The sequence below is a fragment of the Paenibacillus sp. genome (genome assembly GCF_048976745.1).
Classification (GTDB): Bacteria; Bacillota; Bacilli; order Paenibacillales; family Paenibacillaceae; genus Paenibacillus.
Map to the genome: position 1 here is coordinate 594,736 of NZ_JBHGUU010000024.1, position 26,293 is coordinate 621,028.

The window sequence follows — 26,293 nt, forward strand, 5'->3', positions numbered from 1 at the left end:
CTTGCATTTACTTTTTATCATACCATTTAATTCAAATAAAGGTAATACACTACATAAACGCAACATTCTTTTCCACACAAAAAAAAGAAGCCACCTCCCTGGCCTTCCCCAGTTCAGTGACTCCTTTTCCAAACCCTATTCTAACCCTACATTCGACTACTCCTTAACAGCACCAACCACGATCCCGGTTACAAAGTACCGTTGCAGGAACGGATACACAAGCAGAATCGGCAGTGCGCTGATAAAGATCTGCGAAGCACGAATCGTCCGTTGGGACAGGTTCTTCACCGCTTCTGGATCAAGCTTCGACATGTCGGCCTGCACAATGATCGTCTGCATGAATGTCGCGAGTGGCAGTTTTTCTGCATCACGGATGTAGATAATCCCGTCAAAGTATGCGTTCCAATGCCCCACCATCATGAAGAGAGAAACCGTTGCAATAACAGGTACGGAGACAGGCAGATAGATTTTGATAAACGTCTGCAAGTGACCTGCGCCATCGATAAATGCAGCTTCCTCCAGATCCTTCGGAACGGTACGGAAAAAATTGAGCAGCAGAATGATGTTGAACACCGCAACCAATCCCGGCAAAATCAAGGCCAGCAATGTGTTCATCAGCCCCAGCTTCAGAATCAGGATATATCCCGGAATGAGGCCACCGCTGAACAGCATCGTGATGACAAAATACCATAGATAGATGTTACGTGCGCGGAACACTCGCGTCTCCTTGGAAAGTGCATAGGCTGCGAGCGTATTCACGATTAACGCAAGTCCTGTCCCCAGTACTGTCCGCTCCACGGATACCCATAAGGAGGAGAGGAAGTTGGTATTGGCAAATGTTTTTGCATATGCCTCCAGTGTAAATCCAATCGGCCAGAACGTGACGAGACCAGCATTCGCAGGTGCAGATGCGCTAAGGGATACCATGAGCAAGTGATACAAAGGCAGCAAGCAGAGCAGTGAAAGGATGGTCAGGAACACATTGTTGAATATGCTGAATATGCGGTAAGGCATCGTTTTATGGTACATTCGTTCGTCCTCCTTTCTAGAAAATTCGGTATCCGGCGAATCGGTAAGCCAGTCGGTACGAGATTACAATCAGGATCAGACTGATGACCGATTTGAACAGATTCACAGCGGTAGCGAAACTGAACTGCCCACTAAGCAGACCTTCTCTATACACAAACGTATCGATAATATCTCCTTGTTGGTAAATCAACGGGCTGTATAAGTTAAAGATCTGGTCAAAGTTGGCGTTAAGCACATTCCCCAGTGCCAGGGTTGCGATGACGATCCCGATCGGAATAAGTGCCGGGATGGTAATATACATCGTTTGCTTCCAGCGTCCCGCCCCATCCACTTCAGCCGCTTCATACAGTGCCGGGTTAATGCCGGACAGTGCCGCGAGGAAGATGATGGTGTTGAAACCAAACTCTTTCCAGACATCACTCGCAATAATCGTGAATCGGAACCAGCTCCCATCCCCCAGGAAGAAGATCGGCTTGATACCGAATACCGAAACCAGGAACTGATTGACAATACCCGTCTGAGCCAGAATGTCGATTAGGATACCGGATAACGTTACCCAAGACAGAAAGTGTGGTAGATACACGAGTGTTTGAATCGTTCTTTTCAGCGCCATCTTCCGTACCTCGTTGAGCAATAAGGCAAAGACAAACGGAATGATCAGATTCATGACAATCTTCGTACAGGCAAAAAATAGCGTGTTCCACGTAATTTGCAGGAAATAATCATTTTCCCACATGTATCTGAAGTGCTTCAGTCCTACCCATTCGGAATTGAAAAATCCCAGTGCAGGTTTATAATCCTGAAATGCCATCAAAATCCCGGACATCGGAATGTATGAAAATATAAAGACCATAATGGCCGCCGGCAACACCATGAAGTGCAGAATCCATGGCTGTTTATAGCGTTTTTTTCTCTTTTGTTCCAGCTTGTTCCCAACGTTTGCCTGCGGGACCCGCTTACCCTCCAATTTAGCCTCCATAGCACTGCTCCTGTTCCCAAAAAAAGTTTTTGTGTGTGATGGGGTTCTCTGATATAAATAGTATCAAGCCATTCTGAGGTCTGCTATATAACATTGTTAGGCTTGATAGTATTTTGTTAGGAATCTATAAGTTGAACTAATGACGATTCACACGGACACTCCGATGACAGAATAACCTTCCAATCGCTGTTATCCCCAGATTTTTCTGATCCCTTTTTTAAGGGGAAAATCCGGTGATAGCGTATGCTTCCGATGCAGCTTTCTTTCAGAAAGCTTTTAGGCGAACGCTTCGCTTTTTCACGTTATTTCTGTCCTCTCCGTTGCTGTGTAAATGAACAGTTTAACCTATATATCTGAACACGAATTAGAAGGAGACTTTTTATGCATATATGGAAGCGTTTCATGCCTTTTCAAGTTAAGACCCGATCCCGATTCAGTCTGTTTGCCAAAATAAACTTGTTAATTGTGGTCTTATTCATCCCCATTCTGATCATGTACACCTACTCGAATAACGTCACCTATGATGTCGTCAGCAAAGAACTGCAGATCTCCAACACGAAACAGCTCACGTTTCTGTCCAGTCAGATCGATTCCCGCATCAATCAGATGATGGATTTCAGCCTGATTCTCTCCCGAGATCCGAATGTCAGAGCCTTCAACGGCCTGAACATGTGGGATGATCGATATGACCGGATGCAGACCCGATATGTGATTCAGGAGAAGATGACACTTCAGACGGGCGTTACCGATATATGGCCTACCCGATATGCGGTGCATTCACAGCAGAATAAGGATGTCATCGCGAACTACAACCGAACTACAGGATATGATGAGGCGTACTTGAAGAAAAATATGAGCGGACAATGGACCTACGGGGATCAAAGTGCGGAATCACAGGATGAGATGAAATCCTTCTATTGGTTCTATACGGACTCCCTTGCCCAACCGGGGATGCTCACCGGAAGTAATCTGGTGATTGAAGCCAGCTTCAGCTATGAGAACATTCAGAATATGCTGGATACGTATAAGGCGGGCGGACAAGGCGATCCTTTCTTATATCACAAAGGAAATTCGCCCATTCTAAATCGCAGCGCGGACAAGCAATTATCCGCAGAACTTATTCAGTATCTGGATATGCATTCTCCCGAAGATACCACACAGGACGTGGTCGAACTGAACGGGAAGAAATATCTGGTTAGCTCTGTGAAGTCAACCTATCTGGATTGGCATCTGGTTGATGTGATCCCACTGTATCAGATTTTGAAACCCATCTCGCTCAGTCAGAATCTGTTCTACACTAGTATGATTTTGCTACTCGTGGTGGGCATCTCGGCTTCCATCCTGCTGTACCGGAATGTGCAATATCCGATCAAACAGCTGATCAAAGGTTTACGCCGTGTAGAGCAGGGCGATTATTCTGTCCGACTGCATAGCAAAAACCAGAATGAGTTCTCATTCCTGTTCCGCCGATTCAACGATATGTCCCATCAGATTCAGGATCTGATCGAAAATGTGTTCCATGAGAAGATTAGAGCCAGGGAAGCCACGCTCAAGCAATTACAAGCACAGATCAATCCGCATTTCCTATATAATTGTCTAGGCTATATCATCAACATGGCCCAGATGAAGGACGAGCAAGCCGTGGTCTCCATGGCGCATAACCTAAGTGCGTATTATCGCTACACCACCCGTATGGAAAAGGAGACATCATCGCTTCAGGAAGAGATCAAGCTGCTCATCAACTATCTGGATATTCAAAAGCTGCGCAATGGCCGAATTGAATATCATATCGACATTCCTGAGGACATGCTTGCCCAATCGGTGCCGCGATTAATGCTTCAACCGATGGTTGAGAATTCCGTCATACATGGTGTGGCGAAGTCCTATTCTTCCGGGGAAATTCGAATTACCGGGGAGCGCAAGAATGGTTTTGGCAGAATATACATCGACGACGATGGGCCGGGCCTAAGCTCGGAACAGTACGAAGCGCTAAACTTGAAGATGCAAGAACCTTTACAAGAAGAAATGGGCTGCGGCCTTTGGAATACGAATCAACGAATCATGCACACATTCGGAAGCCATTCCTACCTCCTATTCGGCCCATCCCCACTAGGCGGATTCCGAACCGAAATCATCTGGGAGATACCAAAAGAGGATACAGATTCCGATAAAGGTAATACCGATACGAATTGATATAGATCCGAACGATAAGTTGACTATTTGATTTTGAACGAACCATTTACACGTGAACGCAGAGGACAGAAAAAACCTGAAGAAGCAAAGCGTTCGCCTTTATCACCAGATTTACACATTTTAAAATTCAATCAATAAATCTGGGGATAACAGCGATCGGAAGGTTATTCTGTCATCGGAGTGGCAGGTGTACAGAGGTCTGCGTTCAACCACCAAGGAGACAATACAAACATGCAAATGATGATCGTAGACGATGAAGCACACTGGGTCGATAACCTGTCCATGACCAAGCCCTGGCACACGCTGGGGATTGAACATGTGCACAAAGCATACTCAGCACACGAAGCACTACAAATGATCGACACGCACCCCATCGATATCGTGATCTCGGACATTCAGATGCCTGAAATGACAGGTATTGAACTGATCGAACGCATCCGCATACGGGACAAAAAAATAAAATGTATTCTGTTATCCGGATATTCCGAATTTGATTACGCCAAAAAAGCCATCCAGTTCGAAGCTGTAGACTATCTGCTCAAGCCCCCGACTGACGATGAATTAATGGGTGCCGTGCAGAAAGCCATCGATCAATTGAAAAACGAATGGGAACTTGTCAGTTCACTGACACGAACGCAGTTTACGTTGCGAGAGAATCTTCCCCATTTGCGGGGACGACTGCTCCTAGGGGCTTTGCAGGGACAACGAATCGCCGCTGCGGAATGGGATCGGAAGCTCGCTAATTACAATCTCCCCTTTCATACTGGGGATGCCGCGTTAATGCTGGTACGGCTGGAAGAAGAATTCGGACACTATGACAGCAATGATCAGACCCTGATCGAATATGCGATCATCAACATGGCGGAAGAGATTATGGGTGAATTTATGGAAGTGTGGGGCGTCAAGGAGGAGCACGGATATCTGGTGTTTTTGCTTCAGTTGAAAGAACGGAAAGGCGATATTGGGAAAGAAACCATGCTGGAGAAGCTATCGATTCAGCTTCAATCCAAAGTAAAACAATTTCTGAAAGGCTCCCTCTCCATCGTTATCACCGAGTGGTTCACCTTTCCGGATCAGCTTTACGATCGTTTCCGTCAAGCTTCCGCCTATTTCCGGCAGATTGTTGGAGATGAACGCGAATTTGTCATGCGTGTCAGCGATGTGGAGACACCTGCGGCGCAAGGTCCACTCGATGTGCTGTATACTCCACCAACGTTCATTAGTCTGTTGGAAAGCGGACAGTGGGATGCCGCCGAAGAGAAAATCCTCGCGGTCTGCGCGGAGCTGGATGAGAAATGGTCCGAATCCTGGGAGCACTGCATGGAGGCAGGTTTTCTCATTACAGCATCGTTCACCAACATCGCCCATCGGAACAAGCTGACTCTGACCACTTTAATGGGAAATGATGTCGAGGATTTGCAAAGTGGGGAGGTTTTCGCTACCATCAGCAAACTTCGGAAATGGTCGCTCAGCGTGCTTGGCAAACTCAAGGAAGGCACGTCCAACGAGATCAAGGACATTCGTTCCGAGTATGTGAAGAAGATTCAGGAATTTACAGATAAGAACCTGCATCTGGATGTATCTTTGCGTGTGCTTGCAGATCATGTGAACCTGCACCCCACCCACCTGTCCAAGATCTATAAGATCGAGACGGGCGAAGGTATCAGTGATTATATCTCGCGCCTGCGCATGGATCGGGCCTGTCACAAGCTGGTGACGACCACCAAAAAAGTATATGAAATCAGCATGGAGATTGGCTATATGGACCCGGCTTATTTTATCAAAGTGTTCAAGCGTCAATTCGGCGTTACGCCGCAGGAGTACAGAGACCAGCATAAATAACATCTTAGAGGTTGTTCAAAAAAGTCCGCTTTTGATTACGAAGGATGCCTAACGGCATCATCAGCATCGAATATGGAATTCAGCCGAAATGTCCGTTGCTCACGTAGTTTGCCTACGCTCCGCTACTCCATTTCTAGCTTTATCCCATCTTCTCGGTACTGAAAAGCGAATTTTTTGAACTTCATTTGCACATTCATTTGAACATTCACTAATAGAGTCCTATGGAAACTAACAAACTCATATAGATGCCCTCCCGCCCAAATTGGTACAGTTACATTGTAAAGATCATACACCGTAGGGGGATTGAACAATGATCAAATTCAAAACATGGTCGTCACTGCTCATGGTTATCGCGCTCATCACGATCACTGCGTGCGGCAGTGGCGAGACAGCCAGTGACAATGGTACTGATAATACGCCGGGAACTGTCGGCTCAGCGGAAGCAGAAGCTGCTTTTGCCAAAGGAAAATATGACCCACCCATCGAGTTCAGTTCGGTATTAATGCCGAAGAAATACGTGCAAGGAGATACCAAAGAAAATAACGTGCACGATCGCTGGATGCTCGAAACGCTTGGTATGAAGCATAAAGATACTTGGTATCCGGCCAATGACGATCAATACAGACAAAAGCTGCAACTGGCTATCGCCTCTGGCGAGAAGCTCCCTGATTTCGTCACCGTACCCACCAATGCGGTACTGACCAATCAACTGATTGACTCCGGTCAATTTATCGCCATCGATGAGTTGTTCGACAAGTACGCGAGTCAGACCCTGAAAGATCACGCAGCAGCACATCCAGAGCTGTGGTATCCGTTCACCAAGGACGGCAAGAAATACAACATGCCGATCATGGAGTACACCGATAACGACGATACGCTGCTTTGGCTCCGCGAGGACTGGATGGAGAAGCTGAACCTGGAAGCTCCGAAAACCATCGCAGACCTTGAGAACATCATGGACAAATTCAAAAACGAGAACCCGGACGGTCTGTCTCCAGACAAAGTATTCCCGCTGGCAATCTCGCTGAAAAATAACACCAACACCTGGATGGGTCAGCTCGACTGGTTGTTCGGTGCATACGGCACAATCGAGGAGCAATGGAACAAAGACGCGAACGGCAATCTCGAGTACGGCTCCGTTAACCCGGGTGCCAAACAAGCCCTTGCCAAGCTGGCTGAATGGATGGATAAAGGTTATATCCACGCTGACTCCGCTCTGTGGGACGAAGGCAAATCCGCTGAAAGCTGGACAGCTGGCAAAGCAGGCATTCTGCCTGGCGCAAACTGGGTACCAGACTGGCCTGCACCTGACCTGCTGAAGAACGTACCTGGATCTAAATATAAAGCTTACCCTGTTCCAGCTGGCCCAGACGGCAAGATCGGTACGAAGTGGCAGAACTCTGGTGTCAACGCAAGTATCATGATCAACAAGGATGCCAAGCATCCAGAAGCCATCTTCCTGTACTACAACTACCTGCTGGATAACCTTGCGAACCCGAAAGCGGGCAGTGAGTATGAATACGGCTTCGCCAAAGGTTACGACTGGGATATCATTGACGGACAACCGACCAGTGACAAAGAGAAGATCAAAGACTTCTCCAACGAATTCCCTTTCCTGACCGGCCCGGCACGTATCCCGGATCTGTACATGAAAACACTCGTGAAGCTGGCCAACGGCGAGAAGCCTGAAACACCGTACGAGAAACAAATGGCCGAATTCCGTAAACCGGAAAACTGGTATGCAGGTAAAGTCGTTATGTCCCAGATCGACGTCCGTAAACAAAACTATTTCACTGGCGCTGCAACACCAACCATGGTATCCAAATGGAACCTGCTCCGCCAGTCCGAGATGGAAACCTTCAACAAAATCATCTACGGCAATCTGCCAATTGATGCCTTTGACCAATTCGTCGCCAACTGGAAATCCAATGGCGGTGATCAGATCACGCAAGAAGTGAATGATTGGTTTAAGTCTGTGAGTGCGAAGTAAGAATTGATGAATTAACACGGATCAAAATAAAAGAATAAAAACAAGCCGAAGCGTGCATTGCCATCGCTTCGGCTTGTTTTTTATATCTAGTTACCCAGCACTTTAAAATACAGGAACTTCAACAGAATCCGTACCCATGACTCTTTTCCCATCTTTCTCTTCTGATCCGACCTCAATACCAATTTTCAATAACTCAGAGGGAGACATCCCCTTTTGATCTGGGCTTAATTCGATCACAATCGTTCCACTACCTCCGCCATTTGCTATGTAATTTCGTTCTCTCCCAATTTCAATCATCGTGCGCCATGAAGAGTCATCAGAAGAATTCATCCAGGTGGATACATGCTCAGCAGGCTTTAACTTCGATTGATGTTCAGGATAACTGCTGGTGATGCTGGAGACACTCCATTGATCAGGGATATAAAATGCAACACCACCCCAGTCAGCGGGGTCAATCTCTACATGTGCTACTATTTTGATATGATCAGTATGCTCCTTATTACCCTCAACGAATATCGATCCTTGTGTCATTGTCTTTAAATTCGTTGATTTGGCATCCAGATCAAAGTTCTTGACGTGAATGATATTGCCATTAACCACTGGCTCATTGGCTTCATTTTTGTTCGTATTCAAAAAAAGCAGAATAAACACAATCAAAATAAACATAAAAAGCAGGATTAAGTATTTAGATTTTTTTTTCATATAACCATACCTCACTTCTGCCTTTGTTTGTTTAAGCTTAACACATCATTAACGCCTTCCTTTCCTTAATTTAGAATTTGGAAAAGTGGAGCATTAAAACTGGAGCGGAAGCGCTAGATTCACGCTTCCGCTCCAGTTTTTAAGTTAAGATCTAGGCAGCTTCCCCTGACTTATGGGTTCGCATTAGTCGATCAAGCCTCAGTATCGGTCTCCTCTGGCATCGACTGACCCAGCAAGGATACTGTGAGCTGAATGCCATCTCGTAGTCCCTGCATATACAACCGCTCATTTTCTATGCCTTTGCTGACAATATAACGATTCTCCCACTCAGCATATTCAGGTGTTTGCTCGACATCTTTACCTGCGAACAAAACTTCAAACGCTTCGTCTATTCCCCCACGTACTCGACTCAGTTCAGGATCATGTTCGATCCGAGCAGATACCTCATCTAGCCTTGCCTCAAACGCTCGTTGCAACCACGGTGGAAAATTCATTGTTTCTCCTCCCCTACGCATTATGTACCTCGTTCATCATCGTACAACTCGGTTATGTCTCGCCTTCATTTCACTAACTTGTGCCACCAGTTCATCCACCCTCCGGCTCTGTTCCTGAACCTCCGGATTGTCCCATAACGGAATCGCTTGCTTCAAGGATGCCTCACCAAGCTGATTAAGCTTGCGCCGTTCCTCTTCCAATAAGTCAAGCAACCGGCTCATACTTCCACCTCTCTGATGGGTCTAAACTGCGCCATGTCTTGTTAATGCTAGACGTGAGCAGTCTTTTTAATGCGATTATCGGTTTATTTTATTTTAATTCGATATCCGCATTAAAACAACCATTATTTCTCATACAATTTGGTTGAAATGAGAGGTGTACATAATGAAACATAGACAAGAACCACCTGGAGACAAAAATATAATCGGCTCCCGAGTCGTAGCTATCCGTAAAAGCAAAGGAATCAAACAAAGAGAATTCCTCGCCAGACTACAAACACTGGGCTTGGATATCAGTCAAACGAGTCTCTCACGATTGGAGGGGCAATATCGTCTTGTTCAGGATTACGAAGTAGTGGTAATTGCAAAGGCTTTGGAGGTTTCTGTGGGGTATTTGCTTGGGGAAGAAAATGATTAAAAAATACGTTACATCACAGCGTATTTCATTTCTTTAATCATTTCCTCTATACTTCTGAAATTCATTTTTATTCACCAGTTCCCTCAACATCTGTCAGAGCAGTTGTAAATCCAAAAAATATGTATAAGGTGGCGCAATAACTACTCCCCGACAAGTAGCCAGTCTCCTTCTTTTGGGAATGACACATCGAATGATATGAAGTAAACTTGCCAGCAAACTACCATATAGGAATAATTACAATCGTCCCTAGGCTATTATACTACTTTAAGTTATTATGAGTAGTGCTTTAAACAAGGACGTTTCGCTAAACAGATAATCTTATATTGGGAAATAACCAAAGGTAACAATTAGTGTAATTTAAGAAATCAACTTGGTAAACAACAAGATAAAAAAGATGCACAGAAGTACTATCTTCATTTTTAGAGGCTGGAGAAAGCGATGGTAGAAATGTGTTCGGGCATATGAATATTTACCTGACCATATGGTTACTTTTGGTTGATACATTTAGCCAAGTACTCTGGTGTGGATTATTACTATGATCTTGTAAATGATAAATTGATAAAAATGTAGGGTGGATATCCTCCACCCTTTTCTTATAAAGATTGCTTTGATATGAACTCAATATCTAATTATAAATATGCTTAGCGCCAACAACATCTAAAATTATCTTGAAATTTTCGACTGATTCGTCAGATAATACTTTTATTTCACCCATGTGTATACGCTCATTAAATCGTTTTGAAACCAATACTTTATCAAATTTACTCTTCTCTAGGGATTCAAGAATAACTTCGCAAAAATCTTTCTCTGAAAACATATCTTCGATTGTCGAAATGCTCTTATTTTTTGAAGGAGTAAATAGTATCTTGTTATTGTCTATACCACAGTCAATAACCAATTTTTTTTCGATTTGTTTTCCCGCTTTATCATTATCCAACAGAATAAAATACTCAGTATCAGAATCAATAATAAAAGTAAGTACATTTAATATTTGCGCCGATCCTATGCATGGATATATTCTAAAATCGTTTAATTTAATTCCCAATATCTCAATAAAGTAATACCGCATCGCCTCAAGGTAATAATAATCCGAATAACCTTCAACAAGAACCACCTTTTTCCCAAAACTACTGATGTCGTTGTTTAACCCCAGTCCAATTGCAGAAAGTATAGGCTTCATGGTGTAATTATCAGCACCTTTATGAATCTTATTCTCTACAAAAGTATGATCTTTATCTTTTAATACTAATCTAATTCTCTCAAGCCTATTAGGGTCCATTAACCAATGACTATGCGTAGAAATAATAATTGGACTGTTAGCAGAAAGATCATTAAGCATACTTAATAAATCCTCCTGTGCAGCAGCATGCAAATATAATCCTGGTTCATCTATTAGTAAAATGCTACTTGTTTTCATTTCTGCTTGTAACGTTAAATAAAATGATAGAAACCATTGTAAACCTTGACTCCTCTGTCTTGGCTGAAAAGGTTTCTGAGTGTCTGTTCCATACACAAAAAAATTTAGTTCCTCCCCGTCCAAATTAATTTTGAGGGAGACATTGTCCTGAGAATAATAGCCCATAAAGTCACCAGAGACTCCTGCCGAGATTCTATCAGTTAAAAGTCTTCTTCTTTGAGGACTGGATTCATTAAATAAAATTGTCGGATCTTGATCTACTACTTTAAAAAACCTATTTACTATAGGAGTTACTTCATCATTGCTTGAAATTGAGTTAGGAATAATATCTTCGAAGGAACTAAAGTAAACAAAATTGGGGATGAGTACTTTAAAACTCTCATTATGAGCATAATCAAATATTCCACTTAGATAGTCTATGTAATTCTCCATATTTTGAATAATTTTCTCGACTTTATTATTTGTTTCACTGGTTAAGGCATCCTTAACAGAAGAAAAATAAAATCCTGTCTCCTCAATTACATCTATTATATTTGGAATAGTTATCACATTAATACTAGCTTTGTAATTTGTATTGAGTTCTATATCAATCTGATCCAAATTTATACCAATTTCCACAGTTATATCTTCTATAGCTTTGTTAAAAACTTCTATATGAATAATTTCCTCTGATTCCGCAGATCGGGTTACAATTACACCATTATTATCGTTTTTGTTTATTTCGAACGTGTCTAAAACGTCCTGAAGTTCACTTTCATCCAATTCAAATCGAACAATAACTTCAGGATATTCATTGATGTAATCTATTGGATAGTCACTTTCTTTATCAAATTTATTGTTCGAGAAACAGTCTAAAGCTTTCAAAATATTGGATTTTCCTGATTCATTTTTCCCAGCAAGAATTGTTAGATTCGGATTGAAATAAATTCTTCCGGAATCTTTAATTGATCTAAAGTTTTTAATCTGAGCCCATACTATTTTCATTTTAATATGCCCCCTTTATTTCTAGTTTGATTTCATATTTTTAAACGTGACCATAAAATTTATATTTTCAAGAAGATTCTATTACTATTCTCAAAAATTCTTGTCTGTATGATAAGTTTTTTCTAACTTTTTGAACTGTGTGGTTTGCCTTCAAACTCAGGTTAGTCACACTATACTTTATGTGAAGTTAAGTATGACTCTAACACTCTTTGTTTAAAAACATAGGAACTGCCTAATGAGCTTTTAAGATTAAACATTCGTAGTATATGCAAGTAAGCCAAAACTTGCTCAGTGTTTATTTTCTAAACGATTTCCTGTGCTTTACCTCTGGTTGTCAGTACTTTTCAGGAAGGTTTGATCGCTTCTTTCATACATGTTGAAAGAATAAAAAAACTCAAATCATAACAGACGTTCCAGATCAGAATAGAAAATATAATTCGTTAGCATATTCCAAAGTGTTTATTCAGTGTCTAAGGCTGATGTAGAGTCGCAATACCATATTTCGATATACTAGCTCCGTTCTATGTGATCAATCTGAACTGAACTCACTATGATGGTTAACTAAATATTCTCTCAAAAACCATTGCAGAATTTCATTGCTACATTCTTATCAACATCTGAAAACGTTACTCTTTTGATCAATAAAAACGCTAAATAACAAAAATCACAAAGAGTCGAGATGTTCAACAACTTTTTTTTCTATGAAATCATTCACATAATCATTAGGGTAGAAGTCATTGAATTGATCGATATCAATATTGTATAATTCAATCTTCTTTAGAACATCATTAATACTATCTTTGGATAGTTCGTTATCATAATCTCCTACTAAATCATCAAAAACTTGACAGGCTATGTCTTCCGTATCAAATTCATCATAACCATAGAATTCAACTATTTCTTCAATGTATTTTTCTGCATTTTCTTCTATCCAGATTTCTAAAGTATTGTTACCAACATCACATAGCGCAGATATAACTTTTTCTTGTACCAAATCAGTTAAATCTACAAAATTTATGCCTCTACTATCTTTTTCAACAGTAAGCTCCAATAATCTCCATAAATTTTCTTCTGATGCATAATCATACATCACTCTAACAAATTCTTCATTTTCAAATATGACATTAAAATCATAATTTAAGTATAAGACATTCAAAAGATCATATGGACGGTGAAAAAATAAAGAAGGCCCATATTTTAACACTTCTTGCATGACTGCGATAACAATTGGTTCACTCTTTTTATCTTGAATCTTGTATTTGTACACATTTTTCAAATACTCCATAACCTTACTATTAGTAATATCACCCATATAAATCCCATCGTAATGAAACGGTAATACCTCCAGTTTAAAAATATCGGGTAATGTATTATCGTCCTTCAAGATCAAAAAATCGTTTATTTTTTCGTTATCAATTCTCTCAATTTGCTCAAAGTATATAGCTCCAGATACAAGTTCATCTTTATCAGCTCGTGTGATTCTCTTACATATGTATTCTTTTAATGAAGGGTGTACAAAATTCAAGTATTTGTTATCAGAATTCACTAAATATTCGATACGTTCTTGAATTTCCTCCACTGAATATTTAAGACAAAAGCCATTTCTCTTCATATAATTCTCATAACACTTGTCAACTTCTTTCTGTTTAACAAAATTATCTGATAAAGAGTAAAGTACTTTTAAATATCTTTGGGAATATTCATCTAATGCTTGGTATTCCTTGTACCATATATCTTCAGGGTTATTCAAATTCTTAATAAATACACTTAAATAATCTAAGGGAGCTTCGGCTTTACATTCTTCAGAAGAACGCAAAATGATGAGAGGTGTAAAATTAATATGCTCGAGGAGCATCTGAAGAATCTTCACTGAATCATTTTTTTTCAATTCGTCAGTAATTTTAATGAAAATATCACTTATCACGCAATATTTTTTAAACATAGCAAATTTATTTTTCAAAATTTCCTCTTGATTATTTCCCCATTTTTCAAGATCTATTAGAGTACATTTATGATCAATAATTTTTTTAATGCTTACATTCTGAACTTTTATATCTTGTAAAATTGTATTTCTACTATTGAATATTATTTTTATATTTGAATAGTATTCAATATCCTTTAAAAATCTTTCTAAATTCACGAAATACTTAGTCGATTCAATTAACTTCGTACTCCCTAAAAAATCATCAAAAATTAATACTTCTTTTATTTCGTTATTTTTCTCAGCCAATGCTTTGAAATCTCTCTCATAATCATTATTGGAAGGTGAAATAACACGAATCTTGTATTGTTCATGTTCCTTGAGATGATTAGCAATCATATAAGATGTATCAGTTTTCCCTATTCCTGAACGCCCTACCAAGATTATAGGATTTGATTTTTCTAAAGTGAGAATTCTCACCGCCTCAAAAAATTGAGTAGTATTAACAAATTTCTCTTTTAATTTCATAATTTTAGTACTAATAAATCCCTCATCTTCTTCGCCATCATTATAATTTTCAACTACACTTATATTTAGGTTATTAATTAATATATTGTTATCTCTCATCTTATTATTTTTTATGTTGCTTTCCATTAATATCTCCTCCACTAATAATGTTATTGTCTCTCATTTTATTATTAAGAATTTGATTTTTTTGAGAGCTAATTTTACGATTAATTATTACTAATTTGCTTGCAGCAAATATTGAAACTGCTAATCCAACAATTGAACAGATGCCAGCGACAATATTAAATATATCCATTTATGCTACTCTCCTAAATCAATTTAATATCGGAAATAACTCCTCTTGAAAAATGCGTGAATACATTGTTACCCCTATTGTCGACAATGCTCCGAACAGTCTACTATAAAATATACCGGTTTATATCCTCCAGCAAAGAACCATCTTTTGTTGTTAGTCAAATTTTGATTCATGTTCCTTATAATATCCACTGCTGTGGTCCAAGCAAGTTGAGCAGATTTGTTATTAATGATCTCAACTATACCATTAGAAGTAACTTCTCTAATATTTTTTGTTCTTTCATCCAGAACTTTTCCACTTTTATCTATTAGAACATACTCATCACTCTTAATGGCCGTAGATTGTAAATTAAACCATTTACAATTCGCTCCTAATCTTACATCGTCTAGTTTTGTAACTAACGGCACCCCACTAAAAACCGTTATTCCGTGCTTAGTCAAATATTCAGTTTTATCAAATAATTCGCTATTAAATTTCACCTCAATTTGCTCTGAATCAATAAAGCTTACTTTGGGTCTTCGAGCAAAAAAAGCAACTAACTTAATTGGTTTATTTTTCAACGATTCTTTAGAGAGATTCGAACCTTCTCTAGAAACCCAATGGTAAATAGGAATTATTTTCTTACTAAGAAGTAACAACTGTTCGGAGAATTGAGGTATTAATATGTATTCAGCACTACGTTCAGAAATAAAACTTGATCTCATTATATCCCTCCATTTGACTTTCGGGTAACTAACATATTCACGACGCCGAGAGACTTAAGATCGCAATGCAACCGGTTCGACAGGAGTTAGCTTCGTAGGTGCATCCATATGCGCTCCTACTTCCCCGAATTATAAGCTATCCGCAACTCTTTTGGAAACTTATATTTACTTAGAGTTATATAGTAAGAATGAGTTCTTTTGAATGATTTATTCCCTTGTTATCTTCCCAGATAGTTTTAATTGTAAATTTTCTTGGAGTACCACTATGAACCAGAACCTGTTCCTCGAAATTTTTACCAGCTTCTAAAAATTCAAATGGAACCTTGTCTGTATAAATTATACCTTTAGACTCGTCTGGAAATTCAAGATTAACATTATACGCTGTAGCTTTACCCGAATTCCAAATTTTTAGTTTATATTTTCCTTTAGATATATTTATTATACGAGCTTCTATTGATGCCTTAGTTTCATCCATACGTTCTTTTTCTTTCTCCTCTAAAGCAAATTGCTTTAGCTGTTCTTCTAACTCATTTAGTCTATCTCGAACTTTATTGGCTTTTCTAGAATCTTTGAATGATAGTAGAGATAAAATAATCGCTACCGTGGGAAATCCATATTTTACAAGTTCGGTAAAGACGTCTTTAAGTTGATTCAATAAAACAGTTATAGTCATAGTTCTCCTCACTTAATTTTTTTTTTTAATTCCTTCTCTAATTTCTTTATTGCTTCTTTCTTCAAGTCTTCAAAATTCGCAGCGATAACATGAGCATTATCTTCCATGAAATCTTCTTTTGTTGTGATTAGACCACAGTCCGAACATTTTATTTTTGTTTCATTTGGTGCGTTCTGTAAATCATAAATACATTCATTTAGAATTGAGAATTGATCATTTCCGCAAGTTCTACAAATCATTTTAATATTCTTTTCTAAATTGTCCATTTATACATCTTCTCCTCTTTTGCAATGATTTCATGTAACGTTCCTGTATTCACGATCCAGCGTATGCTGGGTGTCCGACGCATGTCGGACCAAGGGCGTATGCCCGCAGCGTGAATATTATGTTATACGAAGCTCTATTTGTTGTAGTATGTCAATTGGTCTGGTTCTCATCGTTAATTAGTTTTTGTTTTGAAATATTCTCTATAATTGCTTTTTCTAATTTCCCATCCTTTTTTAAGGCTGTAAACGTAATAGATTGAGTATACAAATTATCTAAAATATCATAGTACTCTAGAATGAGTTGCTGTTTGTAACTCAAAAAGGGTTCACTATGCATATAGCTAATTGTTATTTCCATTGTTCCATCTTTCTCTAAAGACTTAGTTTCTTCATGGAAAGGTGTTAACAATTCAGCTTGAAAACTCTTCAATCCTATAACTTTTAAAGAAATGATTGGGCCTAGACCAATATTTTTAATATTTAGTATTATATCATCATGATAAGTATGCTCTTCTAATTGATAATCATGAAACATAACAGCTAAGTACTTAATCGCACCCTTAGCATCTCCAGCGAATTCATTGATATAAGGTCTAATGCTCAGTCTTCGCTCTTCTTCTATCTTAATTTTTTCATTTTCAAGTTGAGACTTTGTTAGATCATTCGCTTCCTTTTGAGCCGATAATTGACCTCTAACACCTTTCATGCTCATATAAATACTAAAGTAAGTTATTAATCCACCAATAATAGTGCCATAAAATCCGATCCAATCATTGGATGTCGTAATATTTACTACCTTTATAGAGACAATCAATCCAACGATTAAAGGTGAAAAAAGAATAGCAACCCATATTTTTTGAAGCAGTTTTTCTTGTTTTTTATCCATTAATCTCATCCTTTAATTTGTAATTGTGTTATCTTATGTGATTTTAGAGTTTCGTATAACATCTAATCTATGTATTTCGTAAATACCACACATCCTGACGATATCTGAACTACGTATATGATAACCTATGCGGATATATTTGCGAAGAAAAATTTGGTGAAAAAGGGGGAATTATCGAGATGCTCAATCCCACATGTCCATACAATCCAGTGGGTTTTGATACGTTGAATATTTTTAGTACTATCATGCCATATATCGCTGAGCTGTTCGCGCGCTCGTATGACCGAGTAACTACTTAATATATCGTAGATCTGACCCGTTTTCCAGTAAATGAGTGACAAAAGAGTGTCTCAGGGCATGGCCCGGGAATATAGGATGATCTTGATCCTCTTCAATATGCCGAGGCACAAGCTGCCAAAAGGGCGCACTAACACAAAGACAGCAGTCCCCGATAAGGAACTGCTGCTTTTGCTCCTTTTAATTACCTCACTTAATATCATTTATATATAGAAGTCATCCGCGAGCCATTGCAATGCTTTCAATATCTATATTCAGCGTTTAATCTTCTAAACATACAAATTCCATCCCACAATAAAAGCAGCCAATATGAAAGCCGAGATGCCAGACATGATGTACATAACCTTTTGCTTTTTGCTGTAACTGCTCTTCCGCAGTTTGTAAATAAGCAAGCCAAGATACGCCACTGCTAGAACCACATAAAGTAGATTAAACATTAAATTGATCCGTAACGAAGAATAACCAGGATAATTTGGAAAACTAATCTTCTTCTGTATGATGAAAAGATTAAGAAGGAGTGCCACACCTGCAAAGTTAATTGCAAGATGATATTTATTAAAATTGGTGGTAGGATTTCCTCGTTTACGTAGTTTGTTAATAAGCATCAGGATTAAATAGCCGATCAAAGCAATTAAACTGAAAATGATGGCTAGTGCAACCGGAATAAGAGATATCTTAATCAAGTTTACCTTTACATTCGATACAGGCAAGTAATCAATGTAAGGAGTAAAGGAAATTTTATCAACAACACCATTATGCTCGACAACGTTATAAGAACTACTTAACTCAGCTTTTGTGAATTTCTTTATATCAAGGGCTGTAAATAAATTAGTAAATCTAGATGCTGCCCGTCGTGCGGATTGAAAATATCCTCCCCCCTCCGAAGTAATTCTATTAGAATTGACGTTATCACCGAAAATTTCTTTAATAAGTCCATAATAATAAATCTCTTCAAAAGACTGGTTTGTCATGACGACCATCCCAAATTTAGATACTGGATCAAAGACAACTTTGCTGGAGAATCCTTTCAAATTCCCCTCGTGCATCAGTGTAGGCACCCAGTATTCCATCTCAACGAACCCATGTGAAAATCGCGGAGTAGAAGTCCCATCATAATAGAGACTTGTCGACAACATCTCGTTCAACGTATCCCTGTTCTTAAATAATACATTCCTATCATCTACAGGCATCAACGCTGCAAGGAATTTGCCTAAATCTTCTGCTGTCCCAATCGCTGCCCCTGTAGGATAAAACGTTACGTATACTCTGTTCTCAGGGATCAGTTTTAAATCTTTTGTGTACCCTTCAATCTCATTTCTTCTTTGTGCTAGGTCTGGATGATCTTGCCCCGTTGGATGAATTGAAGTGTCGTTCATATGAAGCGGTTCGAAAATATGTTGATCGACATATTCATAAAAAGGTTGACCACTTATCTCTTCCACGATGTAACCAGCTAGACCAACGCCGTAGTTCGAATAACCCACTATGCTATTCGGTTTGTATATCTGTTTCGGTTCATTTTTACGCAATGTTTCTCCTAATTCTAACGTTTCATTCTCGGAGTAATAAAACACCTCGGCCGCTGTTTGATCTTCCCAACCCGCATTGTGATGCATCAGATTCATTAACGTAATCGGATCATCGTATTGCAGCTTTTTGAAAAATCCCTCTGGCAGATATTCTTGGATATCCGTCTCCAAATCAAGCTTTCCTTGTTCGACAAGCTGCATCACACTCGTATAGACCAACAGTTTAGAGATGGAAGCCCATTCAAAAACTGTAGAGGTATCTGCCTTTCGCTGATTCTCAATATCTGCGTAACCATATGCCTTATTTACCATGGTTTCACCGTCTTTGATAGCCACAACCGAAACGGCAGCGTTGTACTTCTCATACGAGGCAACATAAGCATCAATCGTTTCCTCTAACTTGGATAAAGGAATTCTGGATGGTGTAGTCTCCACCTGTTTCTCTTCAGCGTGGGCAGGTACCGCTATTGCCATAATGATAAATATGAATGACAGAACACAAGCGATTACTTTGTTAACCGTGTGATATCCACGATTCATTTGCATTAGCTTCTCTCCTTTTATATTAAATGTTAATTACATCTCTTTTTTTTGAGTATGCGTTTTCAAAAGAGTCCACACGAATCTAAGTTTTTTTCAACTACAATTCACTCTATTCAGGAGATAGGTCGAAGAAGTTCACCTTTCCAATTCACGATGGTTATCTCTTTGTCTTTCAAGATGCACCAATCAATAATCTCACCTATTAATTTTGGCGTGATGATCTCATCGCTCCATTTCGGTGTTAGTACTCTTCTGTATCCTATATATTCTGTTGTCCAGCCTTCAAATTCTTCTCCGATGATGACTATAAATGGGGGCTTGTTCTTAATACTGTGTTGTCCCACTTCATAAGTGACGATTAACTTCTTATCCTCAGAAACGATATGTAATTTGATTATCCCTTCATCGTCTATATCCGGTTCAACATACCAATAAAATAATCGATTGGATCGAACGATTTTACGTTTATATTTTTTTCTTACGCCCATAACTCACCTCGCATCGCATATTTCTTTTTCTCTGTATGCAATATTTGTTCAGTTATCCAAGACACAGCTAGAGTAGCTTTGAGATCTGATATCAAAAGCCACACTCAGTTTTAAGGAGTAGTACTCTTGTAAAAATCAATTACTCTATCAAAGATTTCGATCTCTCGTTTTTTTATGTCAGGTAATGTCTCGCTATGCTTTACGATATGATATATATTATCTGCTACAGTCTCTGCTTTATGAATTCCTACATATCCTGGTACCAGTTCATTAAGATAATGGAAGTATCTCATTTGAGGTTCAATCATGCGCAGATGTTTATCAAAATTTCTTCTGGATCTTGTCTGATCCATCTCCTTTCGCTTGCGCAGCTCATCTTCTTCAGCCCAGAATAGTACATAAGCATCCGGTAATGATATTTCATTCTTCAATAACTTCTCTCTAAAAAAGTTCGCTGTTTCATTTAAAGATAGGTGCTCATAACCATATATCCAGCTGTACCAAATCTTAAATACATCGCCATCCAAAATGACATACTCATGTTGTTGATTTTTCTCAGCTGCTATATGCCATCTTTCGATTTGTCTCTCCAGCAACCACATCATAAGTTCCTTACCGTCAAGTTGAGGAGATTCAAAAAGAAGCCCTGTTTCTGGAACAATAAATGCATCATATTGTGTAGCGAACTGCTGACAAGTCGTACTTTTACCTACAGAACTGGCACCTTCGAGACAAATTATCGTCATTGAAATATATTACCTCCTGATATGACTCATAAAATGATTAAGCAACCTTCAATGGCTCTTAGGCGATCATGTTGAATTTCATTAGACTATGTACTGTAGATTTCTTTGATCTTTAGCCAAGTTTCATACCAGAATGTTTTTCGTTTAAGAGGTTTTATTACCTTAATCTCGACTTCTTTTCGTTTCAAATAAACCGTGCCATCCACTTCAATGAGTCTATCGCCAAATGAAAACACCATATCCTTGCAGTCTTTGCGATAATGGGTCTCTCTTGTTTCTGACCACTCCGCTTTTTCAATAGAATGTCGTTTTCTCATTATTTAAGATCCTCCTTTAAAGAAAACACCACTATTTCCAGCAAAAAGGATACCTGCCACATATCATTAACACTTTGTTATCCGATATTGATGAGCCTTAAGGTTCGTTTATTCCTACGACTTGTTCAATTGCTATATTAAATTCTTTAACATTAATGTTTAACTGGATTATTCCTTCTTTATCAAGCCCTTTAGTATCTAATTTAAAAGTACCTGTCAGTTCTTCCGAGCTATTACCATCAACTTTCTCATTTATGTCCAATTTAATGTCTCTATCAATTAATCGCTCCTGAATATCCTTACTTAAGATCGGTTCAACTGTTTTTAGGATTATTGATTTATTGGTTCTATTCCATAGATTAAAATGATATCTTACGACTGTTATACCTTCATCTTCCTCGCTCCCTCCAAGTCCAATTGATATCGAGTTTATGTTCAACCCGTCCTCAACAATTTCATCCGTCTTCACACCGCTTGAACTACAACCACTTAGGGCGAGTATTGTTAAAAGAAATATTAAAATCATCGAAAGCTTTGGATTTTTCAATTCAGGAACTCCTTTAAATTTATTTTCCTATTACAAAATCACATAGATTATGTTCCAAGTCATCTGAATTACAATATGGTGGAACAGTTGGGCTATTTCGAATCGTAAAATCAATAGAATGCTGATCGTTTGGGTACTCTTTAAAGCTCTTATAATATATGAATACTCTTACTTTATACTTAGCTGAAGGTAAGGTATTAATTATTTCTTTATTTCTTATTCCAATTTTTCATCATTATATGGATTTGCATACAAATCAACATCAATTTCAGCATGAATCATATTAACAAATTCAATAAAATCAGAATCGAAATAAAGAGCAGGCGTTTTCCCCTCTTCTATTCTTATTACAATGAAAAATTTTATTCTTAATTGATGTTCAATCCGAATCGAATTGATCTCTTTTGCTTTGTTTCTTAACATATCGACTACTTTTATTAATTGGTGATTCACATCTAATGATTCTTCATAATCCGTACCTAATGTCCATGATGTTTCTTTTATTCGATGCTTTTTGTTAATTATGTCGCCTTTGTAAGCCGTATTGGTAGGTTCGATTCTAAGTATTGAAGTTACATGATTCGGATCGAATTCATCTCCAAACAAACTAAAATAAGCCATCACTTCGGTTTTGTCTTTCAGGAGTTTCACCTCTTTAAGAATTGATGTATGGATTTTTTAGAAATAATAATTAATCAGAAAATATATACCAAGCGAATTCCTCATTTACTCCATAAACTCTTGATATCTTCTACTATAGTTTTTGAAATATGTTTGGATGAATCCTGCGGATACAACCATACTGTTACGATAAGAGTTAAACATATCGTTAATCCTAGAATAACTCGCCCGACAACTCTAAATCTGGTGTATCTAAGCAAATAATAAACTAAACTAGATAAGATCAGAATAATCATACCATTCACCAAAAAGGTCATGGGCAAGCTTATAATCCTGCCTAATCCGGTGTTAGGATATTTTAGTAAAAGTAAAATCTCTAATACTACAAATGGAACTGACAGTAGAACAATATAAAAAAAATGACTTTTGAATTTCCTCTTCACCACTGAACTCTCCTACTCCAACTCTTTTAATACAATTGCACATAACATTTAGTGTTTACGAGCCCGAGAACCCTAACTGACCAGTAATTATTATTCTTGCTTCCATTGATGTGATTCGTGTAGTTTACCAGTTTCATAAAAATACTTTAGTACTTCAAGCATGGGTATTAATTCTATACAAATGTTATCGCAATAATTTCCCAACTGACCACCAATAACTAGAGAAAATTCACTATTTCCCTGCTTATCGTTCATAAGCGTATATATATGTTCATCAATTGTAATAGACACTACAAAATATTCCGGTCCGCCTCCAACTAATGCTGAACCTGTGTCTGATACCTCAAAAAAAACTAATGTAAATTTATCTCCATCGAGTTTTCTCAAAAAACGTAAACTGTCTGCCCACGTAGGGTTCATAACTATCTCTTCATTAAATGTGGTCCCATTCCGTTCATCAATGCTAATAGAATTTATCACTTTTTCTTTTTATCCTCCTTCTTTCATCACACATATCCATCTTCAGGTTCACCAACATCAAAACCCAACACTTTTGTCGCTTCCAACTTAAATGTTTCTATCCAAGACATCCATACATCGCTATCCATCTGTGCATAAAATGATAATCCACTAGGCTCAACGGATGCTTCAATGAAAACATCATCCTCTTCAGTTCCAAACCAATATGGAATTCCACTTTTATAACCAATCCACCCTGGCATACTCTCATATACTTTAGAAACTTTATCCCATACCTCAACAGGCAGGTCATATCTTATATTTAGGTTACAATTATGAGAGTTTATGTTGTTCATATCCATTCTCTCCTTCTACCTTAGACGTACCAAAAATATCCTATATATACTTCTCCCACTACTTGATCAAGGATGTGTCTCTTGTTCTTTATATACTATTTTCGTTTATCGTTTACCAAATATCTTCTTCCTTTAAGATTTCTTTGGTGGGCTGGTCTACAGCTAACCAAGTAGAAATATCCCCTTCTATTTTTCTCTTCCACGCTATCAAAAAATGTACTTGGCATATCTCGCGGGAATCCATCTGTATCATAGGTACTTCAACGCCTTGATCAGAATGTAAGACAGAACTATACTTCTCAAAATCAGAGTTTAAAGCAAGAAATTTAGGAATCATATCACCTTGGTTTCTTTTTCGCATTATCAGTGGTTTTTCTTGAGTTCCTATGTGTAGACGGTATTGTTCATTCTCATATTCTACAGCTTCAAGATTTTCTCCCGTGTCAGCTCCGTGATCTTCCCAGCTGTATCCCTCTTTCCACGAAGCAGAAAAGCTACACGTGCTTATCTGATGATATGCATTGGGTTTGATTCTAAATACGGCCCCCCAGCATTCGTCTACTTCCTGAGGTGAAGAAAGATTATGGTTCAGATTACAGAGCAATAACTCGCAATCAAACGAGTCGTAGTAATACTGGTATAGTGTGCCGCCATGTTTGAGCTGAGCACAGTGAGTAGGAAGATAACATTCGCTGGAGACAGCAAGAGAAAGTTCAATTGTTCCTAGAGGCGTATATATCGAAGGTTTTATATGATCAGTACCTTGTATTAAGGCTTCTTTTCCACGAAAAAGCTTCATAATGTCCCTCCTTACTCATCTACTTAAGAGTTACTTTCTATTCTTGATAATTAAAAAAATATTTATTATATAAATTTGGCTCCATTTCTTTTATTCTAATTCCATTCTCTCCTGCGTCCTCTATCCCTCTTATGTAGAAAAGACACTTTAAATTTTTATCAAAGACAATACAAGAAAAGTCCCAGTCTTGATACCTATATTGCTCTAATAAATCTTTCTTGGATTTGATATATGGTATAAAACTCATCTTATTTGAGTTATCGATTATTTGTATCACATTATCTAACTTTAATACTTTATTTTTAGATAAGTAGGTATCGAGATCTTCTTCATGGTAAATGTCTAAAAATAAAATAGAATTATCTTCTATTAGTAATCCATCTAGAACCTCGGTGATATTACAATTTAGAATCTTAAAGTATGGAGGCATTTTGATAATTTGTAATGGTTTCATCAGTTCTCCCCAAAAAAGTATTATCGAGAATTTCATAAAGTGTTCTTATATCTACTAACCCTCACTACCTTAAAGAGTGCAGCGACTTGTCGCAATTCAATAAGGTAGTTCAGGGTTACCTGCTACCTCCACTTCTTCGAAACCCTCGGTATACAAAGAAGTGGAGGCAACGTAGCGTAGATATGTTGTTATTTAGATGTCAATTGTCTTCCACAAAACACTTATAGATTGTATTTCGTTTTCATTCTTTCATATAACTTAAAATCCGTATTTCGATTTACAATCTCTCCAATTAACTCTTTCCATTTGTTTTCAATCCAATTAGGACTTTGTTCTTTCAGAATATCCTCGTTAAATTGACTATCGATATACTCCAAATCTTGTTTAAGCACGCCTAGATCCTTAATCAGTTGATTTCTCGACTCTTTTTCTAACGATACCTTATTCGATAAAATGTCGTCTGTGATTTCTACACTTATATACGTATACATATCTCTAAACACATTATAGATTAAATTGGTAGATGATAACTGATCTTCCCTGAAGTCGGAATTCAGAAAGACGAATGATTCTTCACCCACTTTCAAAGATACCGCCACATTTCCTAAGGCATGTATGACTGTTTCTTTGGAAGAGCCGTCCTCTAAGCTTTTTATCACATTATCTAAATTGTAGATGGATTCTTGTATACCAATTTGAGTTCCATGATTTAGTTTAACCGCGTAATCAACTTCTTGATTGTCTTTGTACGCTTTGAATTGATAGTTGAAGTACATGCTTATGATCAATCCAACCATTAGTATGACTAATGCTATATTTTTTCTCATTGAATCACCTCATAATCATTCAATTTATTTCTGATACCGTTATGTATTCCCAAAACGCCCCAGACTTAGATAGCACTTATCTAAAGCTGGGGCGTTTGTTGGCTGATATTATTCCATTATTATACACTCTATAACTAAGAAACAGTAGTTTCTTAGAGTTGATGCTTTGTTATATAAACTTACCAACTTCTAAAAGAATCCCAGCAATTTTTTAGAGTTTTTAATAACGCCTTCTTATACAGATTTATCTTGTAATGTAGTTTACCTATCCTCCAGCTTCTCTTTAATCCCTAAATTTCAGATTTCATCTCATAAACAATTGCGCCA

The 26,293-nt window shown here is 38.2% G+C and carries 27 protein-coding genes; 4 read left to right on the top strand and 23 right to left on the bottom strand.

Annotated features, from left to right (window positions below):
* Positions 1 to 156 precede the first annotated feature (156 nt).
* Both ACE3K2_RS28740 and ACE3K2_RS28745 read right to left on the bottom strand, forming a co-directional pair.
* Positions 157 to 1,029 carry a carbohydrate ABC transporter permease gene (locus ACE3K2_RS28740; RefSeq protein WP_047842119.1) on the bottom strand — a complete coding sequence of 291 codons (873 nt, stop codon included), beginning with the start codon at positions 1,027 to 1,029 and terminating at the stop codon, positions 157 to 159.
* A 16-nt stretch (positions 1,030 to 1,045) separates the two neighbouring features.
* On the bottom strand, positions 1,046 to 1,903 hold the full coding sequence (locus tag ACE3K2_RS28745) for an ABC transporter permease (protein ID WP_179086446.1): 858 nt from the start codon (positions 1,901 to 1,903) through the stop codon (positions 1,046 to 1,048).
* Positions 1,904 to 2,389: 486 nt separating this feature from the next.
* Here ACE3K2_RS28745 and ACE3K2_RS28750 point away from each other — a divergent pair, with 486 nt between their 5' ends.
* The 3 genes from ACE3K2_RS28750 to ACE3K2_RS28760 all read left to right on the top strand — a co-directional run bounded on the left by ACE3K2_RS28750 (position 2,390) and on the right by ACE3K2_RS28760 (position 8,033).
* Positions 2,390 to 4,201: a sensor histidine kinase gene (locus ACE3K2_RS28750; protein ID WP_421898244.1), complete on the top strand. Its 1,812-nt coding sequence runs from the start codon at positions 2,390 to 2,392 to the stop codon at positions 4,199 to 4,201.
* A gap of 231 nt (positions 4,202 to 4,432) precedes the next feature.
* Positions 4,433 to 6,043, top strand: coding sequence for a response regulator transcription factor (locus tag ACE3K2_RS28755; RefSeq protein ID WP_421898247.1), 1,611 nt, complete (start codon positions 4,433 to 4,435; stop codon positions 6,041 to 6,043).
* A gap of 310 nt (positions 6,044 to 6,353) precedes the next feature.
* Positions 6,354 to 8,033, top strand: a complete 1,680-nt coding sequence (locus ACE3K2_RS28760) for an ABC transporter substrate-binding protein (protein ID WP_379377821.1) — start codon at positions 6,354 to 6,356, stop codon at positions 8,031 to 8,033.
* Between the two features lie 102 nt (positions 8,034 to 8,135).
* On the opposite strand, the gene ACE3K2_RS28765 is transcribed toward ACE3K2_RS28760, so the two are convergent.
* The 3 genes from ACE3K2_RS28765 to ACE3K2_RS28775 form a co-directional block, all read right to left on the bottom strand.
* A complete protein-coding gene (locus tag ACE3K2_RS28765; RefSeq protein WP_421898250.1) occupies positions 8,136 to 8,735 on the bottom strand; it encodes a hypothetical protein in 600 nt (199 codons plus the stop codon).
* A gap of 191 nt (positions 8,736 to 8,926) precedes the next feature.
* Positions 8,927 to 9,229 carry a hypothetical protein gene (locus ACE3K2_RS28770; protein ID WP_421898253.1) on the bottom strand — a complete coding sequence of 101 codons (303 nt, stop codon included), beginning with the start codon at positions 9,227 to 9,229 and terminating at the stop codon, positions 8,927 to 8,929.
* 36 nt (positions 9,230 to 9,265) lie between these two features.
* Positions 9,266 to 9,451: an aspartyl-phosphate phosphatase Spo0E family protein gene (locus tag ACE3K2_RS28775; protein WP_421898256.1), complete on the bottom strand. Its 186-nt coding sequence runs from the start codon at positions 9,449 to 9,451 to the stop codon at positions 9,266 to 9,268.
* A 163-nt stretch (positions 9,452 to 9,614) separates the two neighbouring features.
* Here ACE3K2_RS28775 and ACE3K2_RS28780 point away from each other — a divergent pair, with 163 nt between their 5' ends.
* On the top strand, positions 9,615 to 9,866 hold the full coding sequence (locus ACE3K2_RS28780) for a helix-turn-helix domain-containing protein (RefSeq protein ID WP_421898259.1): 252 nt from the start codon (positions 9,615 to 9,617) through the stop codon (positions 9,864 to 9,866).
* A 625-nt stretch (positions 9,867 to 10,491) separates the two neighbouring features.
* Here ACE3K2_RS28780 and ACE3K2_RS28785 read toward each other — a convergent pair.
* From ACE3K2_RS28785 to ACE3K2_RS28870, 18 genes are all read right to left on the bottom strand, one after another.
* Positions 10,492 to 12,267 carry an ATP-dependent nuclease gene (locus tag ACE3K2_RS28785; protein WP_421898262.1) on the bottom strand — a complete coding sequence of 592 codons (1,776 nt, stop codon included), beginning with the start codon at positions 12,265 to 12,267 and terminating at the stop codon, positions 10,492 to 10,494.
* Positions 12,268 to 12,931: 664 nt separating this feature from the next.
* Complete coding sequence (locus ACE3K2_RS28790) at positions 12,932 to 14,842, bottom strand: hypothetical protein (RefSeq protein WP_421898265.1); 1,911 nt, start codon at positions 14,840 to 14,842, stop codon at positions 12,932 to 12,934.
* The gene (locus tag ACE3K2_RS28795; RefSeq protein WP_421898268.1) at positions 14,820 to 15,011 is read right to left on the bottom strand and encodes a hypothetical protein; all 192 of its coding nucleotides are present in this window, start codon (positions 15,009 to 15,011) and stop codon (positions 14,820 to 14,822) included. The genes ACE3K2_RS28790 and ACE3K2_RS28795 overlap by 23 nt, the downstream gene beginning before the upstream one ends.
* Before the next feature lie 74 nt (positions 15,012 to 15,085).
* A complete protein-coding gene (locus tag ACE3K2_RS28800; RefSeq protein WP_421898271.1) occupies positions 15,086 to 15,715 on the bottom strand; it encodes a hypothetical protein in 630 nt (209 codons plus the stop codon).
* 175 nt (positions 15,716 to 15,890) lie between these two features.
* Positions 15,891 to 16,388, bottom strand: a complete 498-nt coding sequence (locus ACE3K2_RS28805) for a hypothetical protein (protein WP_421898274.1) — start codon at positions 16,386 to 16,388, stop codon at positions 15,891 to 15,893.
* Between the two features lie 8 nt (positions 16,389 to 16,396).
* Positions 16,397 to 16,654 carry an ECs_2282 family putative zinc-binding protein gene (locus ACE3K2_RS28810; RefSeq protein WP_421898277.1) on the bottom strand — a complete coding sequence of 86 codons (258 nt, stop codon included), beginning with the start codon at positions 16,652 to 16,654 and terminating at the stop codon, positions 16,397 to 16,399.
* A 151-nt stretch (positions 16,655 to 16,805) separates the two neighbouring features.
* Positions 16,806 to 17,540 carry a hypothetical protein gene (locus tag ACE3K2_RS28815; RefSeq protein WP_421898280.1) on the bottom strand — a complete coding sequence of 245 codons (735 nt, stop codon included), beginning with the start codon at positions 17,538 to 17,540 and terminating at the stop codon, positions 16,806 to 16,808.
* Between the two features lie 566 nt (positions 17,541 to 18,106).
* A complete protein-coding gene (locus tag ACE3K2_RS28820; RefSeq protein WP_421898283.1) occupies positions 18,107 to 19,912 on the bottom strand; it encodes a serine hydrolase in 1,806 nt (601 codons plus the stop codon).
* A gap of 110 nt (positions 19,913 to 20,022) precedes the next feature.
* The gene (locus ACE3K2_RS28825; protein ID WP_421898286.1) at positions 20,023 to 20,397 is read right to left on the bottom strand and encodes a hypothetical protein; all 375 of its coding nucleotides are present in this window, start codon (positions 20,395 to 20,397) and stop codon (positions 20,023 to 20,025) included.
* Between the two features lie 110 nt (positions 20,398 to 20,507).
* Positions 20,508 to 21,143: an AAA family ATPase gene (locus ACE3K2_RS28830; RefSeq protein ID WP_421898289.1), complete on the bottom strand. Its 636-nt coding sequence runs from the start codon at positions 21,141 to 21,143 to the stop codon at positions 20,508 to 20,510.
* 86 nt (positions 21,144 to 21,229) lie between these two features.
* Positions 21,230 to 21,460 carry a hypothetical protein gene (locus ACE3K2_RS28835; RefSeq protein WP_421898292.1) on the bottom strand — a complete coding sequence of 77 codons (231 nt, stop codon included), beginning with the start codon at positions 21,458 to 21,460 and terminating at the stop codon, positions 21,230 to 21,232.
* 97 nt (positions 21,461 to 21,557) lie between these two features.
* Positions 21,558 to 22,007: a hypothetical protein gene (locus tag ACE3K2_RS28840; RefSeq protein ID WP_421898295.1), complete on the bottom strand. Its 450-nt coding sequence runs from the start codon at positions 22,005 to 22,007 to the stop codon at positions 21,558 to 21,560.
* Positions 22,008 to 22,223: 216 nt separating this feature from the next.
* Positions 22,224 to 22,628 (bottom strand): DUF4279 domain-containing protein, encoded by a 405-nt coding sequence (locus ACE3K2_RS28845; protein WP_421898298.1) that lies wholly within the window; start codon positions 22,626 to 22,628, stop codon positions 22,224 to 22,226.
* 533 nt (positions 22,629 to 23,161) lie between these two features.
* Entirely contained in the window at positions 23,162 to 23,551 is a 390-nt protein-coding gene (locus ACE3K2_RS28850) for a hypothetical protein (protein ID WP_289391620.1), read from the bottom strand.
* 26 nt (positions 23,552 to 23,577) lie between these two features.
* Positions 23,578 to 23,886: a hypothetical protein gene (locus tag ACE3K2_RS28855; RefSeq protein WP_289391619.1), complete on the bottom strand. Its 309-nt coding sequence runs from the start codon at positions 23,884 to 23,886 to the stop codon at positions 23,578 to 23,580.
* 112 nt (positions 23,887 to 23,998) lie between these two features.
* Positions 23,999 to 24,685, bottom strand: a complete 687-nt coding sequence (locus ACE3K2_RS28860) for a hypothetical protein (RefSeq protein WP_338592480.1) — start codon at positions 24,683 to 24,685, stop codon at positions 23,999 to 24,001.
* 37 nt (positions 24,686 to 24,722) lie between these two features.
* Positions 24,723 to 25,139: a hypothetical protein gene (locus tag ACE3K2_RS28865; RefSeq protein ID WP_253506615.1), complete on the bottom strand. Its 417-nt coding sequence runs from the start codon at positions 25,137 to 25,139 to the stop codon at positions 24,723 to 24,725.
* 221 nt (positions 25,140 to 25,360) lie between these two features.
* Positions 25,361 to 25,966 carry an oxidoreductase gene (locus ACE3K2_RS28870; RefSeq protein WP_421898304.1) on the bottom strand — a complete coding sequence of 202 codons (606 nt, stop codon included), beginning with the start codon at positions 25,964 to 25,966 and terminating at the stop codon, positions 25,361 to 25,363.
* Positions 25,967 to 26,293: the final 327 nt, after the last annotated feature.